Source organism: Luteibacter sp., from assembly GCF_051958795.1.
Classification (GTDB): domain Bacteria; phylum Pseudomonadota; class Gammaproteobacteria; order Xanthomonadales; family Rhodanobacteraceae; genus Luteibacter.
Genome location: NZ_JBQCFT010000255.1, coordinates 1 through 17,813 on the forward strand (window position 1 = coordinate 1; position 17,813 = coordinate 17,813).

Annotated in this window: 14 protein-coding genes; 8 read left to right on the plus strand and 6 right to left on the minus strand. The window is 66.1% G+C overall.

Annotated elements, in window-relative coordinates; genetic code table 11:
* Positions 1-325: 325 nt before the first annotated feature.
* From ACTHLF_RS13155 to glnE, 4 genes are all read right to left on the minus strand, one after another.
* Positions 326-1,621, minus strand: coding sequence for a citrate synthase (locus tag ACTHLF_RS13155; protein ID WP_440327798.1), 1,296 nt, complete (start codon positions 1,619-1,621; stop codon positions 326-328).
* Between the two features lie 245 nt (positions 1,622-1,866).
* Entirely contained in the window at positions 1,867-2,112 is a 246-nt protein-coding gene (locus tag ACTHLF_RS13160) for a type B 50S ribosomal protein L31 (RefSeq protein ID WP_045827588.1), read from the minus strand.
* Positions 2,113-2,295: 183 nt separating this feature from the next.
* Complete coding sequence (locus ACTHLF_RS13165) at positions 2,296-3,225, minus strand: nucleoside hydrolase (RefSeq protein WP_440327799.1); 930 nt, start codon at positions 3,223-3,225, stop codon at positions 2,296-2,298.
* Positions 3,226-3,276: 51 nt separating this feature from the next.
* Entirely contained in the window at positions 3,277-6,165 is a 2,889-nt protein-coding gene (gene glnE, locus ACTHLF_RS13170; protein WP_440327800.1) for a bifunctional [glutamate--ammonia ligase]-adenylyl-L-tyrosine phosphorylase/[glutamate--ammonia-ligase] adenylyltransferase, read from the minus strand.
* 178 nt (positions 6,166-6,343) lie between these two features.
* Between glnE and ACTHLF_RS13175 the strand changes: the two genes are divergently transcribed.
* Complete coding sequence (locus ACTHLF_RS13175; protein WP_440327801.1) at positions 6,344-8,236, plus strand: LTA synthase family protein; 1,893 nt, start codon at positions 6,344-6,346, stop codon at positions 8,234-8,236.
* Positions 8,237-8,406: 170 nt separating this feature from the next.
* Complete coding sequence (locus ACTHLF_RS13180) at positions 8,407-9,414, plus strand: hypothetical protein (protein WP_440327802.1); 1,008 nt, start codon at positions 8,407-8,409, stop codon at positions 9,412-9,414.
* Between the two features lie 99 nt (positions 9,415-9,513).
* On the opposite strand, the gene groL is transcribed toward ACTHLF_RS13180, so the two are convergent.
* Both groL and groES read right to left on the minus strand, forming a co-directional pair.
* The gene (groL, locus tag ACTHLF_RS13185) at positions 9,514-11,157 is read right to left on the minus strand and encodes a chaperonin GroEL (protein WP_440327803.1); all 1,644 of its coding nucleotides are present in this window, start codon (positions 11,155-11,157) and stop codon (positions 9,514-9,516) included.
* 59 nt (positions 11,158-11,216) lie between these two features.
* Entirely contained in the window at positions 11,217-11,510 is a 294-nt protein-coding gene (gene groES, locus ACTHLF_RS13190) for a co-chaperone GroES (RefSeq protein WP_440327804.1), read from the minus strand.
* Positions 11,511-11,788: 278 nt separating this feature from the next.
* On the opposite strand from groES, the gene ACTHLF_RS13195 reads away from it, so the two are divergent.
* From ACTHLF_RS13195 to accC, 6 genes are all read left to right on the plus strand, one after another.
* On the plus strand, positions 11,789-14,041 hold the full coding sequence (locus tag ACTHLF_RS13195) for a protein-disulfide reductase DsbD family protein (RefSeq protein ID WP_440327805.1): 2,253 nt from the start codon (positions 11,789-11,791) through the stop codon (positions 14,039-14,041).
* Positions 14,038-14,571, plus strand: coding sequence for a TlpA family protein disulfide reductase (locus ACTHLF_RS13200; protein WP_440327806.1), 534 nt, complete (start codon positions 14,038-14,040; stop codon positions 14,569-14,571). Before ACTHLF_RS13195 ends, ACTHLF_RS13200 begins: the two co-directional genes overlap by 4 nt.
* A 17-nt stretch (positions 14,572-14,588) precedes the next feature.
* Positions 14,589-15,140, plus strand: coding sequence for a DUF1415 domain-containing protein (locus ACTHLF_RS13205; protein ID WP_440327807.1), 552 nt, complete (start codon positions 14,589-14,591; stop codon positions 15,138-15,140).
* A 242-nt stretch (positions 15,141-15,382) separates the two neighbouring features.
* Complete coding sequence (aroQ, locus tag ACTHLF_RS13210; RefSeq protein WP_440327808.1) at positions 15,383-15,832, plus strand: type II 3-dehydroquinate dehydratase; 450 nt, start codon at positions 15,383-15,385, stop codon at positions 15,830-15,832.
* A 53-nt stretch (positions 15,833-15,885) separates the two neighbouring features.
* Positions 15,886-16,353, plus strand: coding sequence for an acetyl-CoA carboxylase biotin carboxyl carrier protein (accB, locus tag ACTHLF_RS13215; protein ID WP_440327809.1), 468 nt, complete (start codon positions 15,886-15,888; stop codon positions 16,351-16,353).
* A gap of 10 nt (positions 16,354-16,363) precedes the next feature.
* A complete protein-coding gene (gene accC, locus ACTHLF_RS13220; protein WP_440327810.1) occupies positions 16,364-17,734 on the plus strand; it encodes an acetyl-CoA carboxylase biotin carboxylase subunit in 1,371 nt (456 codons plus the stop codon).
* The last annotated feature ends 79 nt before the right edge of the window (positions 17,735-17,813 follow it).

Sequence of the window (17,813 nt, forward strand, 5' to 3'; positions counted from 1 at the left end):
CCGTGGGCGCGCGCCGGGCGCGCGACATCTTGCCCCCCCCCGCCACCGGCCCTGGCGCTTTGTGGCGAAGGGCGTCGCGCGCTGGGCGCGCTCCTACAGCGGGTAGCGCTTTGGTATTCCGGCTTGTCCGGCACGAAACGCGGCGTGTCGACTCGGGGCCTGACCGCTCCCGATCCCGGGAAGCCACCAGCCTGAGGCGGCGCAAGCCGCTGAAAACACGCATTCGCGCTAGCGAATGAACCGATGACGAGTCGCCGACGCATCCGACGACCCCGGTAATGCGCGAAGAACCAAAAAAAAGCCCGCTTTCGCGGGCTTTTTTCTCTTAGCGCTTATCGCTCGGGGTGTAATCCCGGACGTCTGCGCCGGTGTAGATCTGGCGCGGACGGCCGATGCGCGACCCCGGGGTTTCGTGCTGCTCGATCCAGTGCGAGATCCAGCCGGAGGTGCGGGCGATCGCGAACATGACGGTGAACATCTCGGTCGGGATGCCCAGGGCCTTGTAGATGATGCCCGAGTAGAAGTCGACGTTCGGGTACAGCTTGCGCTCGACGAAGTAATCGTCCTTCAGCGCGGCCTCTTCGAGCTTCATGGCGACTTCGAGCAGCGGATCGTTCACGCCGAGCTCGTTGAGCACGTTGTGGCACGCCTCGCGGATGATCTTGGCGCGCGGATCGAAGTTCTTGTACACGCGGTGGCCGAAGCCCATGAGACGGAACGAATCGTTCTTGTCCTTGGCGCGCTTGACGGCGGTCTCGACCTTGTCGGCCGTACCGATCTCTTCGAGCTGCAGGAGCACGGCTTCGTTCGCGCCGCCGTGTGCCGGACCCCAGAGCGCGGTGATGCCGGCGGCAACGGACGCGTACGGGTTGGCACCGGTGGAACCCACCAGGCGGACCGTCGACGTCGAGGCGTTCTGCTCGTGGTCGGCGTGCAGGATGAACAGCAGGTCGAGCGCCTTGGCGACGACCGGGTTCACGTGGTACGGCTCGCTCGGCACCTCGAACATGGTGTGCAGGAAGCGGGTGACGTACTCGAGGTTGTTGCGCGGGTAACGGTTCGGCCAGCCGATCGAGTGGCGGTAGATGGCGGACGCAATGGTCGGCATCTTCGCGATGAGGCGGATGGCGGCGAGCTTGCGGTCTTCCGGGTTCTCGACGTTAAGTTCGTCGTGGTAGAAGGCCGAAAGCGAGGCGACCGAAGCGGCCAGCATGGCCATCGGGTGCGCGTTGTGGTGGAAGCCCTTCAGGAAGTCCTTCAGGTTCTCATGCATCATCGAGTGATGCGTGATGTCGTTCGAGAACTTCTCGAACTGCGGCTTGGTCGGCAGCTCGCCGTTGAGCAGCAGGTACGAGGTTTCGAGGAAGGTGGACTTCTCGGCCAGCTGCTCGATCGGGTAGCCGCGATACAGCAGGTTGCCCTTGTCGCCATCGATATAGGTGATGGCGCTCTTGGTGCTGGCGGTGGAGCCGTAGCCCGGATCGTACGTGAAGTAACCGGTGTCCTTGTAGAGCGTGCCGATGTCGACGCACTCGGCGCCCAGGGTGCCGCCGATGACCGGCAGTTCACTCACGGGCTTGTTGGATTCATCGACCAATTTGACGGTTTTGGCGTCGGACACGGCGAGCTCCTCTTTAACTTTGGGTGGCGCTTAGTGGGGTGGAAACAGCGGCGTGGGGAAGCCGCCGTACCGGCCGCGCGAGGCGACCGAAGTTCCCCATTATCGCACATCGCCCGGTCGAACGGCCGTTCGAACCGTGCAAATGCCACGCACGCAAAAAGACACGGGGCAAGCCATGGGCTCGCCCCGTGTCCGTCTATCCTCGCGAAACGCCACCCCGCAGGCGGCGCGCGGAAAGCGCCGGCTTACTTCTTGCCGTAGCGCTGGCGGAACTTGTCGACGCGGCCGCCCACGTCGAGGGTCTTCTGCTTACCCGTGTAGAACGGGTGCGAGTGGCTGGTGATATCCAGCTTGATGACCGGGTATTCGTTACCGTCTTCCCACTTCACGGTTTCCTTCGAGGACATGGTCGAACGCGTCAGGAACGCGAAATCCGAGGAGAGGTCCTGGAAAACCACCGGCTGGTACTTCGGATGGATGTTCTCTTTCATGGTCTTGATTCTTGAATGGCGGGGTGAAAAGAGCGGCATTGTAGCCCGGGGCTGGTCACTCCGCAACCAGCGCCCCATGCCCTTGTGGGAGCGGGGGGGGGGGGGGGCGGGGGTGGGGGGGGGCCCCGGGCCGCGCCCCCCCCCGGCCCCCCCCCCCCCCCGCTCCCACAGGGATGCGGGGTGTCAGGCGCCCAGCGCCCCGGCGATCAGCTCGCCAAACCGGCCCTGGTCCACCTCGAGCACGATCCGCGCGTTGGGCTTGCCGCCCAGGCGCTTGTGCCAGTCGACCACGGTGGCGCCGCGGGTCAGCCGGCCGTCCAGCTCGATGGCGACGTGCCGCGTCTCGGCACGGGTGACCATGCCGGGATCCAGGGCCACCGCCATCGCCAGGGCGTCGGCTGCGATGAAGCCCGTGCGTTCGTGCTCCGCGTTGAACTTGCGGGCCGTACCGAACACGTCATGGAAGAAGGCGGCGCGCTTGTCGCCCTTCGCGACCCAGCCTTCGTAAACATCATCAGGGAACGCGTGGCGCACCGTGGCTTCCCAGTCGACCAGGTCGAACATCTCGAACGCCTCGAAGACCACGTGGGCCGCCTCGGGGTCGAAACCGATGTTGAATTCGGCCGGGACCTTGCCCGTGTTGCCATGGCCGGTGACGGCGCCACCCATGATCACCAGGCGCTTCACGCGCTGCGGGAAGCCGGGGTCGAGGCGCACGGCCAGCGCGAGGTTGGTCAGGGGGCCGAGGGCCACCAGGGTCAGCTCACCCGGGCGCTCACGGGTGAGGCGGATAAGGGCCAGCGCGGCGTGCTCGCTCTCGGCCACGTGCTTCGGCTCGGGAAAGCCCACGTCGCCGAAGCCGTCCTCGCCATGCACGAAAGCCGCATCTTCCTCGGGTGCCCGCACCAGCGGCGATGGGCAACCGGCGAAGACCGGCGTCGCGGCGCCGACCAGATCAACCAGGGTCCGCGCGTTGCGCACCGTATGCTTCAGGCCAACGTTGCCGGCGGCGACGGTCAGGGCGGCGACATCGGTATGCGCGTGGGCCATGAGGATGGCGAGCGCGTCATCGACGCCCGGGTCGGTGTCGATCAGGAGCGGCAGTCGTGTCATCTTGCGGTTGCATCCGTTGACGGCCGGACAGCATAGCGCCGCCGCGACCGTTCAGACAGCCTTGGCTTCCGCCGCGGCGCTCTCCCCGAAATCGAACCCCAGCTCGCCAATCACCCGCTGCACGGCGGCGCACAGCTGCTCGAGCTGCGGCGTCCGCGCCGCCACGCGAGGGCGCAGGTCGAGCGTGCAGGTCAGGCCCATCTGCAACAGATCGGCGTGGGCGACGTGCAGCGTGTCGGCCTGGGCTTGTGAGAACAGCCCTGCCGCGCGCATTTCATCGATCAGCACGCTGTTGGCGGTCGTCTCCAGTAGCCCGGGGTGCCCGGCGGCATGGGCGAGCACGAGGCCCTGCAGCACGAACTCGATATCGATCAGCGCGCCCTTGCCCTGCTTCAGGTCGACACGCGCCGCATCGGACCGGTCGCGCTCGGCACGCCAGCGTGAGCGCATCGCCCCGACCTCCGCGAACACACGTGCCTTGTCTCGCGGCGCGCCGAGGATCTCCTTGCGCACCGCGTCGAGCATGGCACCCACGGCGGCATCGCCAGCGACGAAACGCGCACGCTGGAGCGCCTGGTGTTCCCAGGTCCACGCGCGGTCGCGCTGGTACGCCTCGAATGCATCGACGCTCGCCACCAGCAGGCCCTTCGAGCCATCGGGACGCAGGCGGGTGTCGACGTCGTACAGGCTACCGGCATGCGTCTGCGCACCCAGCCAGTGCATGACGCGCTGCGCGAGGCGCTGATACCAGCGGGTGCCATCCACGGGGCGCGGGCCGTCGCTCGTCGCGTTGGCGCGCTTCCCGTCATATACGAAGACCAGGTCGAGGTCGGACGCGAAGCCCAGTTCCTCGCCGCCGAGGCTGCCGTAGCCGAGCACCGCGAAACCGAGGCCGTCGCCAGGCAGGCGTCCGTGTTGCGCGGTCATCTCGCGCGCGGCAAGCGCAAGCACCGCACCGATCACCGCTTCCGCCAGCCCTGCGAGACGGCGCGCAGTCGCGGGTGCATCCGCACGCCCATCGCTGAAGGCAAGGCCAAGACGGAAGGCGATGCTCGAGCGGAATTCATTGATGCGTTCGAGTTCGCGCTCCGCGTCACGCTCATCCAGCGTGCCAAGCGAGCGGACGATCTCGGCGGAGATATCCGCACGCTTCAGGGGGATCTGATCGATGCGCGGATCGAGTACGTCATCGAGCAACAACGGCTGCGCGATGACGCGTTCGGCAAGGAACGCGCTCTCCGCGAACACGCTGGCAACGCGCCGGCGCGCACTCGGTTGCTCATCCAGCAAGGCTAGATACGACGAGCGGCGCGCGACGGCCTGCACCAGACGCACCATGCGCAGCAGGCTCGGCACCGGCGAAGCACTGGCCCGCGCGGCCCCGATAAGCTGCGGCATCAGGCGTTCCAGCCGCTCGGCGGAACGAGCAGACATGGAACGCACGGAGCCGGCGCGCGGCAGTTTCCCAAGCTCATCCGCTGCCTCCGCGCCCGGGATGAATCCAGAGGCTTCCATCGTTCCAGCCGTGAGCGATTCGTCGCGGGCGGCCTGCCACAACTCGATATCCGCCGCCGGGGCGGTCGCGGTCTGTCCCGCCTGCGGCACGAGCACCGCCGCAAACTCGGCCGATACGGCCGTGCGGTGTTTCGCGAGCTCGACCGCGAGCGCATCCCACGACGCATAGTGAAGGCCGAGCGCAAGGCGCTCGCGGGAAAGGGCATCGTCGGGAATGTCGTGCGTCTGCGCATCGCGCAGCATCTGCACGCGGTTCTCGAGCCGGCGCAGGAAGATGTACGCATCGCGCAGCAGTTTCGCGCGCGCTTTCGGAATGTAGCCGCGCGATTCACACGCGCGCAGCGCCGGCAGCAGGCCACGGACGCGCAGGGCTGGATCGCGGCCACCGCGGATCATCTGCGTGAGCTGCACGACGAACTCGATCTCGCGGATACCGCCGGGGCCGAGCTTGAGGTTCCCGGCAAGATCCTTGCGCGCGACCTCGGCATCGATCAGCGCCTTCATTTCGCGCAGGCCGGCAAACGCGGTGTAGTCGAGGTACCGCCGGTAGACGAAGGGACGCAACATGTCCTGGAGTTCGCGTCCCGCGGTGCGATCGCCTGCGACGGGTCGCGCCTTGATCCACGCGTAACGCTCCCAGTCGCGGCCTTCGCGCTGGTAATACTGTTCCATCGCGGAGAAAGGCAACGCGAGGCGTCCCGCGTTACCGAACGGACGCAGGCGAAGGTCGACGCGCGCGCAGATGCCATCGACCGTAGGCTCGGCGAGCAGGCGCACGAGTTGCCGGCCTTCGCGCACGAAATATTCGCCATTGTCGAGCGGACGCGTGCCATCGGTGTCGCCGCCGGACGCGTAAGCGAGCACGAGGTCGATGTCCGACGAAAAGTTCAGCTCATTGCCGCCCAGCTTGCCGAAGCCGAGCACGACCATCCGCTGCTCCTTGCCGCCCGGATCGCGTGGGATGCCGTAGCGCGCATGCATCGCGTTCTCGGACCAGCGCAACCCGACGGCAAGCAGGGTTTCATACAGCGCGCTCGTCGACGCAAGCGTTTCGTCGATGTCGTCGAGCCCATTGACGTCGCGGAACACCAGTCGCACCGCTTCGGCGTGCCGGAAGCGGCGCAGCACAGCCATGCAACGCTCTTCGTCGGCGGGCAACTCCAGTGTCGCGCCGCGTGTCGAGGCATCCGTGTTGGCCCGAAGTTTCTCCAGCCCCGCCGGGGCCAGGAGTTCGGGCTGCCTGCGCAGGATGTCGTAGGCGAAGTCCGAAGCCAGCAGCGTTCGCCGGACACGTTCGGCCACGCCAGCGTCGTCGTGCAGGGGAATGCGTGCGGCGCGGCATGCCGCCATCACGTCCGCGTAACGCTGGTCGATCAGGGCACGGAGTTCGGCGCTTTCGCGCGGGGCGGCTGAGGATTCATTCATGAGGTAGTCATTGTGCCTGACTTGGCAGGAAGGGCGCTGTAGCGCCGTTTGCACACGTTTCCGGCGCAAACATACGAAAAATCGTAGCGAAAAGTCGCCATTTGCCTGACAACCGGTTCATGTCAGCCTCGTTACAGTTCATGTCCCCCTGCGACAGGGGCGTGACACGAGGGATTTTATGAAAGGTAATTCAACAGGTTGGCGCGCCACTCTGGGCCGGGTCCTCCTTCCGGTGAGCCTGGCGCTGGTGTTCGTGTTCTACACGGGCTTCCTTGACGGCAACCCGGGTGTCGCGACGTCGGCCTGGGCGACACAGCCGCTGCATCTGTTCGCGAATGCTTTGCCCGGGCTGATGTGCGCCACCTTGCTCCTCGTGTTGACACGCCGGGCCGTGCTTTCTTTCGCACTGGCCTTCGTCGCCCAGGGCCTGGTGCTCTCGATCAGCGCCATCAAGATGAAGAACCTGGGCACGCCGTTGCTGCCCGCCGACTTCCGCATGGTCGGGCAACTCAAGAATGGCGGCCTCCATCTTCTCGGCGGCTACCTGCCCGCCAGCCCCTGGCCTTACCTCGCCATTGCCGCCGCCATCGCCCTCGTCGTGGCGCTCGCGAAGTATGAGCCGCCGCTGTTCGCCCGGCGCACGCACGGCCTGCGCCTGACGAGCGGCGTGGCGCTGATCGCCCTGGTCGGCACGCTCTTCGCCGGCCAGCCCGCGTGGTCGCGCATGTACAACAACGGCACGCTGAGCATCCAGCCATGGTCCGCGTCGGACAACGCCCGCGATAACGGCGTGGTCACGACCCTCGTGCAGTTCCGCCTGCAGAATGCCGGTAAGAAGACCAAGGCCGACCCGGCCGAGGCAGGCCAGTTCATCGCCGCCAGCGACAGTTCGCTGCGCCAGCACATGGCCAATGCGGCCACCAACCAGCGCCAGACTCCCGATATCGTCGTAGTGCAGAGCGAGTCGTTCTTCGACCCCTCCGTGATCAACGGCCTGCAGGACGAAAATTTCGCCCCCAACCTGCACCGTCTTGCCCAGCATGCGAGCTCCGGCCAGTTGCACGTGCCGACCTACGGTGGTGGCACCATCCGCACCGAGTTCGAAGTGCTGACGGGCCTGTCGCTGCGCTATTTCCCGACCATGCAGTTCCCCTACCTCGAGATGCACAGCGGCGTCATGCCGGGCATGGTTCGCGCACTGCGCTCGCACGGCTACGAGACCATCGCGGTACATGGCAACGATCCGGGCTTCTGGAACCGCACATCGGCGTTCAAATCGCTCGGCTTCGACCGCTTCGTTTCGCAGGCGGCGTTCCCCGCCGAAGCGAGGAAGCACGGTGAGCTGATGCCGGATAGCGCGATGACCGACCAGATCATGGCGCAGCTGAAGAACGATGGCCCGCCGCGCTTCGTCTTCGCGATCAGCATGGAAGCCCACGGCCCGTACGATAAGACCTACATCGACGATACCGCGGAGCGGGATGCTATCCGTGTACCGGAAGGCATCAGCGATGACGACAAGCTCAAGCTCCGCAACTACATCTATCACATGCGCCATGCCGACGCGGAACTCGGCCGCCTGGCCGACCTGCTCAAGCAGCGCGAGCGCCCCACGCTGCTGCTGTTCTACGGTGACCACCTCCCGGCTCTGACCGATACCTACGCCAAGGTCGGCTTCACCAGCGGCAAGGACATGCTGGCGCAGACCGTGCCGTACATCCTCATCGATGTGCACGGCGATGGACCGGCACCGCGGAACGGTGACCTTGCCGCATGGATGCTCCCCGGTCGCCTGATGGGAGACGCGGGCGTGCACGACGATGCCTATTTCGCGCTGACCCAGGTGGTCGCGCCGCAACTGGCCGCGCTGACCCACGCGCCCGATGCACCGGAATCGAAGGAAAACAGCCAGCTCAAATACACGGATGTGTCGATGGGCAACGTCGCTATGTTGCGCATGAAGCGCAAGCTGGATCCGCTCGTTGCGCAGTTCGCAACGCCCGATGCGGCGATGATCGCGCGCCAGCAAGCGCAACCTGAAGAAGACGCGGCGGCAGGCGCCGGGCAATAACGCACACGCGGCAACATCGCCGCTAACGCCACGCAGGTCACAGTTCTTGCCTGCCACCCTCACTAGCCTTCGTTCTTCCACTCGCGTGGCGGGTGGCGGAACGGGGGCGTGTGCCAGCCGTGGCCGGCTGGTGCTTCATGGACTCTATCCCACAGGCAGGAGTCATACGCATGAAGAGTTTCGCTTCACTCGGCAAGAGCGTGGCGTGCGCGGGCATCATCGCGTCCATGTTCTTCTTCGCTCTGGCAGCTAACGCCGCTGACGCATCCACCCAACCCACCGCTCCCACGTTGCAGCTGACGCGTGTCGGCGCACTGCCCGCACAGGCGAAGCCCGCTGGCGTCCCCGACGATTACGTGGTCACTCCCAACGGTTACTTCTCACCCGATTGCGTCGCCACGGTTCACCAGGGTGACGAACTGCAAGCCAACGGCATGATCCGTCGCGCTTCGGGCGTTACGGAAAAAGCACAGACCTGCGGCAAGGCGAACTTCTCCCTGCAGGGCGAGCGCGTCGAGCCCAACGGGCACCGCTCGCTGACGAACACGCCGCCGCCTGAGCAGAGCGGATGGGTGCAGGCCGCGAACTACAGCAGCAGCACGCCCATAGGTCGCATCGTCGCCAGCTGGACGGTACCGTCCGCACCGTCGGCGAAGAACGACCAGGTCATCTACTTCTTCCCCGGCCTCGAGCAGCTGCCTACCGTGCAATCGATCCTGCAGCCGGTGCTTGGCTGGAACGGCTACGGTGACAAGGCCTGGACACTCGCCAGCTGGAACTGTTGCGTCGACGGCACCACGTTCCACAGCGACCCGATCGCCGCGAAGGCCGGTGACAAGGTGGTCGGCGATACCTATTCCACCTGCGCCGCTGGCCAGGCCTGCTCGACGTGGAAGATCGATTCGAAGAACACGACAACAGGCCAGACCAGCACGCTGACCACCAACCCGTATGCCGACCTCACGTGGGTCTTCGGCGGCGTCCTCGAGGTGTATAGCGTCGCGTCATGCAACCAGTACCCCGGCGGCCCGATCACCTTCAGCAATATCCAGGTGTATGACCGCAACAACCAGCGCGTATCGAACCCACCGTGGCAGGGCAGCGATACGTCCGGCATCGATCCGCAGTGTAATTATGGGCTGAGTACTACGGCTACTTCGGCGACGATTTCGTACTGAGGTAATCGCGCGCAAGCGCGCTCCGACAAGAGCGACCCAACGAAAAGGGCCCCGCGATGCGGGGCCCTTCTCATGCAGCAGTAACGCGGGAAGCAGGACTTAGAAGTCCATGCCACCCATGCCGCCCATGCCACCCGGGGCACCGTGGCCAGCGCCGTCGTCCTTCTTCGGCACTTCGGTCACGGCGGCTTCGGTGGTGATGATCGAACCGGCGACCGAGGCAGCGTACTGCAGGGCCGAACGGGTGACCTTGGTCGGATCCAGGATGCCGAAGGCAATCATGTCGCCGAACTCACCGGTGGCAGCGTTGTAACCGAAGTTACCGCTGTTTTCCTTCACCTTGTTCACGATGACCGACGCTTCTTCGCCGGCGTTCGTGACGATGGCGCGCAGCGGGGCTTCCAGCGTGCGGCGGGTGATGGCGATGCCGAGGTCCTGGTCCTGGTTGGCACCCTTCAGGCCTTCCAGCGCCTTGAGCGCACGGATCAGGGCGACGCCGCCGCCCGGGACCACGCCCTCTTCGACGGCTGCGCGCGTGGCGTGCAGGGCGTCTTCGACGCGGGCCTTCTTTTCCTTCATCTCGACTTCGGTAGCCGCGCCAACCTTGATGACGGCAACGCCGCCAGCCAGCTTGGCCACGCGCTCCTGCAGCTTCTCGCGGTCGTAGTCCGAAGAGGTCTCTTCGATCTGCGCCTTGATCTGGCCGATGCGCGACTGGATCTTCTCGGCTTCACCGGCACCATCGATGATGGTGGTGTTTTCCTTGGTGATGACGACGCGCTTGGCGCGGCCGAGATCGTTGATCGTGGCCTTGTCGAGCTGCAGGCCGACTTCTTCCGAGATGACCACGCCGTTGGTGAGGATGGCGATGTCTTCCAGGATGGCCTTGCGGCGATCGCCGAAGCCCGGTGCCTTGACGGCGGCGACCTTGACGATGCCACGGATGGTGTTGACGACGAGGGTGGCGAGGGCTTCGCCTTCCACTTCTTCAGCCACGATCAGCAGCGGCTTGCCGGCCTTCGCGACGGCTTCGAGCGCCGGGAGCAGCTCGCGGACGTTCGAGATCTTCTTGTCGTGGATGAGGATGAACGGGTCGTCCAGCTCAACCTGCTGCGACTGCTGGTTGTTGATGAAGTACGGCGAGAGGTAGCCGCGATCGAACTGCATGCCTTCGACGACGTCAAGTTCGTTCTCGAGACCCGAACCTTCTTCAACCGTGATCACGCCTTCCTTGCCGACCTTCTTCATCGCGTTGGCGATGATGTCGCCGATGTTGGCATCGGAGTTGGCCGAGATGGTGCCGACCTGGGCAATGGCCTTGTCGTCAGCGGTGGGCTTCGAGAGCGACTTCAGCTCGCCGACGGCGGCCACGACGGCCTGGTCGATACCGCGCTTGAGGTCCATCGGGTTGATGCCGGCCGCCACGGCCTTGAGGCCTTCCTGGATGAACGCCTGGGCGAGGACCGTCGCGGTCGTGGTGCCGTCACCGGCCACGTCGGAGGTCTTCGAGGCGGCTTCCTTCACGATCTGGGCGCCGATGTTCTCGTACTTGTCGGCGAGTTCGATTTCCTTCGCGACCGAGACACCGTCCTTCGTGACGGTCGGGGTGCCGAAGCTCTTCTCGAGCACGACGTTGCGGCCCTTCGGGCCCAGGGTGACCTTGACGGCATTGGCGAGGGTGTTGACACCCTTCAGCATGCGGGCGCGGACGTCTTCGCCGAAGCGGACTTCTTTAGCTGCCATGGGATAAATCCTTGGAAATTAGGTAAGAAAGGGGAAACGCGAGGTCAGGCGAGCGAGGCTCAGCCTTCGATGACCGCCACGATGTCGTCTTCCTTCAGGAAGACCAGCTCTTCGCCGTCGATCTTGATTTCCTGGCCGGCGTACTTGCCGAACAGGACGGTGTCACCTTCCTTCACCGACATCGGACGGACGCTGCCGTTCTCGAGGATGCGGCCGTTACCGGCGGCGATGACCTTGCCGCGGGTGGGCTTCTCGGTGGCGCTGTCCGGGATAACGATACCGCCGGCGGAGACGCGCTCCTCTTCCAGGCGCTTGACGATGACGCGATCGTGCAGCGGGCGCAGCTTGCTCATGAGTGACTCCAAAGCAGGTGGTTGTTATGTAAGAGAAAATGGCCACCCCGTTAGCACTTGGCCGGGGTGAGTGCCAGAATTCTAGCCAAAGCACGCCCGTGATCGGAAGAGCTTTGGATGGCCGAGACATGGCGTCGCTACGAAACGGTTCAAGGTCTCCCGGTACAAAAAGTCGCGATCGGGCCCGCGGCAACGGGGATGCAAGCTAATCCGCACTCACCCGGTCATAATCATCGACGCCCTTGCGGTTCGTCGCCGCACCGATCCATGGAGCCACCATGCCGTCGTTCGCCCGCCTCATGCGGAACCTGGCCATCCTGGCCAGCCTGAGCCTCTTCGCCCTGCCCGCCCTGGCGCAGGACGATGACAACCTGCTGCCGGTCACCCAGGCGTTCCACCTGACCTCGGATGCCAGCCAGCCGGGCATGGTGAAGCTGCACTGGCGGATCGCCCCGGACTATTACCTGTACCGGGGGCGGATCAAGATCAAGGCTGTGGACGCCGCCGCGGTGAAGCTCGGCGAGCCCACGCTCCCCGACGGCCTGAAAAAGCACGACGAATACCTCGGCGACGTGGAGATCTACCACGGCGACATCGAGGCGACGGTGCCCTACACGCTGGCTGACGCCGCGACGAAGGTGCTGGCGCTGGACGTGCAGTACCAGGGCTGCCACGAGGTGGAGCCGAAGATCTGCTACCCGCCGAATACCGAGCACCTGAAGCTCACCATCGGCGCGCCGTCCACCATTCCTGCCGGCGATGCCCCTGCCGCCCCGGCGGCGAAGGGCAACGGCGCCGCACTGCTCGGCGCCCCCGCGGCGACCCCCGGCACGGATGCCCAGGCCCTGCCGGCCAACCAGGCGTTCCGCTTCGAAGCCCTCGCGAAGGACGGCAGGAGCCTGCTCCTGCGCTGGACGATGCCGAAGGACTACTACCTCTATCGCGACAAGACCGAGATCAAGGTGCTCTCGCCCGCGGGCGTATCGGCGGGTGAGCCGGACTGGCCCAGCGGCATCGCGCACCACGACGAACATTTCGGCGACACCATCGTCTATTTCGACCAGGTGGAAGTACCGGTGCCGCTCAACGGCGCCGATCCCTCGAAGAAGGTGGAACTGGACGTCGCCTACCAGGGCTGCCTCGAGAACGGCATCTGCTACCCGGTGATGACCCGCCACCTCAGCGCCGACCTGGCCTCGGGCGCGGTCACCGTGGGTGATGCGGCGAGTGTTGCGTCGCCTGCCCCCGTCGCCCCGGCTGCCGCGCCGGGCGAGGTCGCCCCGACCCCGCCACCGGCGAACCTGATGCCCGGCGGCGCCGAGAAGGTCGGCTTCATCGCCGCCATCGGCCTCGCCCTGCTGGGCGGCCTGATCCTCAACCTCATGCCGTGCGTCCTGCCGGTGCTGTCGCTCAAGGCCATCACCGTGCTGGAAAGCGGGGAGAGCCCGGCCGCCGCACGCAGGCACGCGCTCTGGTACACCGCAGGCGTCATGCTGTCGTTCGCCCTGCTCGGCCTCATCGTGGTCGGTATCCGCGCGGCAGGCCACGGCCTGCAGTGGGGTGCGCAGTTCCAGCAGCCGGCGATCGTGGGCGTGCTGGTCTACGTGATGCTGGCCATCGGCCTCTCGATGTCGGGCGTGTTCGAAGTGGGCGGCTCCCTGGGTAACGTGGGCAGCGGCCTCGCCTCGCGCTCCGGCCCGACCGGCGACTTCTTCACTGGCGTACTGGCCGTCGTGGTCGCCAGCCCGTGCACCGCGCCGTTCATGGGCTCCGCCATCGCCTTCGCGTTCGCGGCGCCGCTGTACGTCGCCTTCCTGATCTTCGTGGCGCTGGGCCTTGGCCTGGCCCTGCCCTTCCTGCTGATGGGCTTCGTGCCGGCGGTGGCGCGCATGCTCCCGCGCCCCGGCCGCTGGATGGAGACGCTGAAGCAGGCGCTCGCCTTCCCGATGTACCTGACCGCCGTGTGGCTGCTGTGGGTGCTTACCAAGCAGCGTGGCGCCGATGCGGCCGCGCTGGTGCTGGGCGGCGGCGTGCTGCTGGCCATGGCGCTTTGGTGGTACGGCCGTAGCCGTGGCAGCCGGCTGTCGTGGGTGCTCACCGCCGTGCTCGGCATCGGTGCGGTGGCGGCCCTGTGGACGGTCCACGGGCTCCCGGCCCCGACGACCACCCAGACGGCCTCGGACGGCTCCGTGCCGTATTCGCCGGAGAAGCTCGCCGAACTACGCGCGGCGGGCACCCCGGTGCTCGTCGACATGACCGCCGACTGGTGCATCACCTGCAAGGCTAACGAGCGCGCGGTGCTCGATACCGATGCCTTCCGCGACCTGCTCAAGCGCACCGGCACCGTTTATATGAAGGGCGACTGGACTGACGTGAACACCACGATCGCCGCCTTCCTGGAACAGTGGCACTCGGTGGGCGTACCGCTCTATGTCGTCTATCCGAAGGGCGGCGGTGAAGGCCACAAGCTGTCCACCGTGCTTACGCAGGACACGGTGAAGCAGGCCCTGGACACCGCGTCGGGCCAATGAAGCGCGGCCCGACCTTCTGGTTCGTCGCGCTCGCCATCGCCGCGGCCGCGCTCGGGCTCTGGCTTGAGCATCGGCGGGAGCACCCCTCCGAGATCAACGGCGTGACGATCACGGACGTAGGCGACATGGCGCCGGAGACCGCCTGGCTCAGTACGGAAGGGAAGCCGCGAACCCTGGCCGACTGGCGCGGCCACCGGGTGCTGATCAACTTCTGGGCCACGTGGTGCGCCCCGTGCCGCACGGAGATGCCGCTGCTGAGCGCGGCGGCGCAGGATGCGGCGCGCCAGGGCACGGTGATCCTCGGGGTCGCCGAGGATACGGCGCCGGCCGTGCGGGCCCATCTCGCCACCCACCCGGTGAAATACCCCGTGGTCATCGGTGCCACGGACGCGCCCGGCGGCTCGCTGTCGTTCGGAAATACCCGGCAGGTGCTGCCCTACAGCGTCCTGGTGGGCGAGGATGGGCGTATCCTGCGCCGCAAGATGGGCACGTTCAGCGAGCGGGAGCTCGCCGAATGGCTCAAGCCCTGAGCCTTTAGGAAAACCGCATGGATACCCTGCCCTCGCACGACGAGGCCATCGACGCGACCCGTACGTGGCTCGAACGCGCCGTCATCGGCCTGAACCTCTGCCCGTTCGCCAAGGCGGTCCACAAGAAGGGCCAGGTGCGCTACGTGGTGAGTGACGCCACCCAGCCCCTGCAACTGCATGAGGACCTGGTTCGCGAGCTCGAACTGCTGCGGGATACGAATCCCGACCAGGTCGATACGACCCTGCTGATCCACCCGGGGGTGCTGGGCGATTTCATGGATTTCAACGAGTTCCTGGAGGTCGCGGACGATACCGTCGCCGACCTGGATCTCGAAGGCGAGATCCAGGTGGCCAGCTTCCACCCCGATTTCCAGTTCGAAGGCACGGCGCCGGACGACATCACGAACTACACCACCCGCTCGCCGTTCCCCACGCTGCACCTGCTGCGCGAGGCCAGCATCGACAAGGCGGTGGCGGCGTTCCCGGACGCTTCGAAGATCTTCGAGGCGAACATGGAAACGCTGGACAAGCTGGGCGTCGAAGGCTGGAACAAGCTCTTCTCCGCGTAGGAGCCCACCCTGTGGGCGACATCTTTCGCGACGTCGCTTAAGGGCCTGTCGCGATACCGCGAACGGCGTCGCTCACAGGGTGAGCTCCTACGGGAGGGACGATACTCGCCAGACCATACGGCCGCGTGTGGAATGTCGCGATCTACCGCGAACTGCGGCGAACTCCACCGAACTGGACAACGTCCACGGACAGGCGCACACTTCGCGGCGTTCCGGCATTCCGGACCTCAGCAAGGTGAATAGTGGCCAGGATCCTCGTCCTGCACGGACCCAACCTCAATCTGCTCGGCGTGCGCGAGCCGTCGGTCTACGGACGCGAGACGCTTAACGACATCAACGTGTCGTTGCAGTCGCGGGCCCAGGCGGCAGGGCATGAGCTGAACTACTACCAGTCCAACGCCGAGGCGCAGCTGATCGACCGGATCCAGCAGGCGCGCGACGAGGGCACGGCCTGGATCCTGTTCAACCCGGCGGCGTACACGCATACCTCGGTGGCCCTGCGCGATGCGCTGGCGGCCGTGGCGATCCCGTTCATCGAGATCCACCTTTCCAACCCGCATGCCCGCGAGCCGTTCCGGCACCACTCGTATATGTCCGACCTGGCCAGCGGCGTGATCTGCGGCTTCGGCGGCGACAGCTACCGGCTGGCCCTGGAAGCCGCCCTGCTGCGCCTGGCCGTGCCGGCCGCCTGATACCCCTTTCGTGGCGCCCATGGCGCCCGTCCCACCACCAGAAGGTTTGTCCCATGGACCTGCGCAAGATCAAGAAGCTTATCGACCTGCTCGAGGAATCGAACCTCGCCGAGCTGGAAATCAAGGAAGGCGAAGAAGTGGTTCGCCTGTCGCGCGTGCCGAAGGGTGGCGTCGCCGTCGCCGCCCCGCAGGTCTACGCCGCGCCGGTCGCCGCCGCCCCGGTGGCCGCTGCCGCCCCGGCCGCCGCACCCGCTGCCGCGCCCGCCGCCGATGCCGGTCTCCCGGCCGGCCACGTCGTGAAGGCCCCGATGGTCGGCACGTTCTACGCCGCCTCCACCCCGGGCGCCCCGGCGTTCGCCACGGTGGGCCAGCAGGTCAAGGCCGGCGAGACCATCGGCATCATCGAAGCGATGAAGATGTTCAACCAGATCGAGGCCGACGTGGCCGGTACCGTCGTCGCCGTGCTGGTCGAGAACGGCCAGCCGGTCGAATTCGACGAACCGATGTTCGTCATCGCCTGAGGCCAGACCCATGCTCGAGAAGGTCGTCATCGCCAACCGCGGCGAAATCGCGCTGCGGGTGCTGCGCGCGTGCCACGCGCTCGGCATCAAGACGGTCGCGGTGCACTCCACCGTGGACCGCAACCTGAAGCACGTCGGCCTGGCCGACGAATCGGTATGCATCGGCCCGGGTCCCTCGACCGATAGCTACCTCAACATCCCGCGCATCATCGCCGCCGCCGAGATCACCGACGCCGGCGCGATCCACCCGGGGTACGGCTTCCTCTCGGAGAACGCCAACTTCGCCGAGCAGGTCGAACAGTCCGGCTTCATCTTCATCGGGCCGACCGCCGACGTGATCCGCCTGATGGGCGACAAGGTCGAAGCGATCCGCGCCATGAAGGCCGCCGGCGTACCGTGCGTCCCCGGCTCGGGCGGCCCGCTCGGCGACGATGTGGAAGAGAACATCCGCATCGCGCGCGAGATCGGCTACCCGGTCATCATCAAGGCCGCCGGTGGCGGCGGTGGCCGCGGCATGCGTGTCGTGCGCACCGAGGCCCACCTCGCCAACTCCATCGTCATGACCAAGCAGGAAGCGAAGGCCGCTTTCAGCAACGATCAGGTCTACATGGAGAAGTTCCTGGAGAATCCGCGCCACGTGGAAATCCAGGTGCTCGCCGATGGCCAGGGCAACGCGATCCACTTGGGTGAACGCGACTGCTCCATGCAGCGCCGCCACCAGAAGGTCGTCGAGGAAGCGCCCGCTCCCGGCATCACGCCGGAAATGCGCGCCGAGATCGGCAAGGTCTGCGTCGACGCCTGCCTGCGCATCGGCTACCGCGGCGCCGGCACGTTCGAGTTCCTGTTCGAGAACGGCCGCTTCTACTTCATCGAGATGAACACCCGTATACAGGTGGAACACCCGGTGACGGGGCTGGTGACCGGCATCGATCTCGTGCGCGAGCAGCTGCTGATCGCCGGCGGCGAGAAGCTCTCGATCCGCCAGGAAGACATCGTGCTCACCGGCCACGCGATCGAGTGCCGCGTGAATGCGGAAGATCCGGATACCTTCATGCCGAGCCCCGGCACGGTGAAGCGTTTCGAAGCGCCGGGTGGCCCGGGCGTGCGCGTGGATACCCACCTGTACGACGGCTACCGCATCCCGCCGAACTACGATTCGATGATCGGCAAGATCATCGTCCACGGCCCGGACCGCGCCACCGCCATCGCACGCATGCGCATGGCGCTGAACGAGACGGTGATCGAAGGCGTGAAGTGCAACATCCCGCTACAGCAGCGGATCATGGCCGACGTCGGCTTCCAGCAGGGTGGGCAGAACATCCACTACCTGGAAAAGCGCATGGCGGAGCAGAAAGAAAAAGAAGCCCCGCACGCCGAGTAAAAAAAAATCCCGCCGAACGGCGGGATTTTTTTGCTCGTAGGAGCCCACCCTGTGGGCGACATCTTTCGCCTCATCGCGC

Coding starts and splice junctions, on each gene's coding strand:
- ACTHLF_RS13160 (WP_045827588.1), bottom strand. CDS start 2,112: ATGAAAGAGAACATCCATCCGAAGTACCAGCCGGTGGTTTTCCAGGAC.
- ACTHLF_RS13165 (WP_440327799.1), bottom strand. CDS start 3,225: ATGACACGACTGCCGCTCCTGATCGACACCGACCCGGGCGTCGATGAC.
- glnE (WP_440327800.1), bottom strand. CDS start 6,165: ATGAATGAATCCTCAGCCGCCCCGCGCGAAAGCGCCGAACTCCGTGCC.
- ACTHLF_RS13175 (WP_440327801.1), top strand. CDS start 6,344: ATGAAAGGTAATTCAACAGGTTGGCGCGCCACTCTGGGCCGGGTCCTC.
- ACTHLF_RS13180 (WP_440327802.1), top strand. CDS start 8,407: ATGAAGAGTTTCGCTTCACTCGGCAAGAGCGTGGCGTGCGCGGGCATC.
- groL (WP_440327803.1), bottom strand. CDS start 11,157: ATGGCAGCTAAAGAAGTCCGCTTCGGCGAAGACGTCCGCGCCCGCATG.
- groES (WP_440327804.1), bottom strand. CDS start 11,510: ATGAGCAAGCTGCGCCCGCTGCACGATCGCGTCATCGTCAAGCGCCTG.
- ACTHLF_RS13195 (WP_440327805.1), top strand. CDS start 11,789: ATGCCGTCGTTCGCCCGCCTCATGCGGAACCTGGCCATCCTGGCCAGC.
- ACTHLF_RS13200 (WP_440327806.1), top strand. CDS start 14,038: ATGAAGCGCGGCCCGACCTTCTGGTTCGTCGCGCTCGCCATCGCCGCG.
- ACTHLF_RS13205 (WP_440327807.1), top strand. CDS start 14,589: ATGGATACCCTGCCCTCGCACGACGAGGCCATCGACGCGACCCGTACG.
- accB (WP_440327809.1), top strand. CDS start 15,886: ATGGACCTGCGCAAGATCAAGAAGCTTATCGACCTGCTCGAGGAATCG.
- accC (WP_440327810.1), top strand. CDS start 16,364: ATGCTCGAGAAGGTCGTCATCGCCAACCGCGGCGAAATCGCGCTGCGG.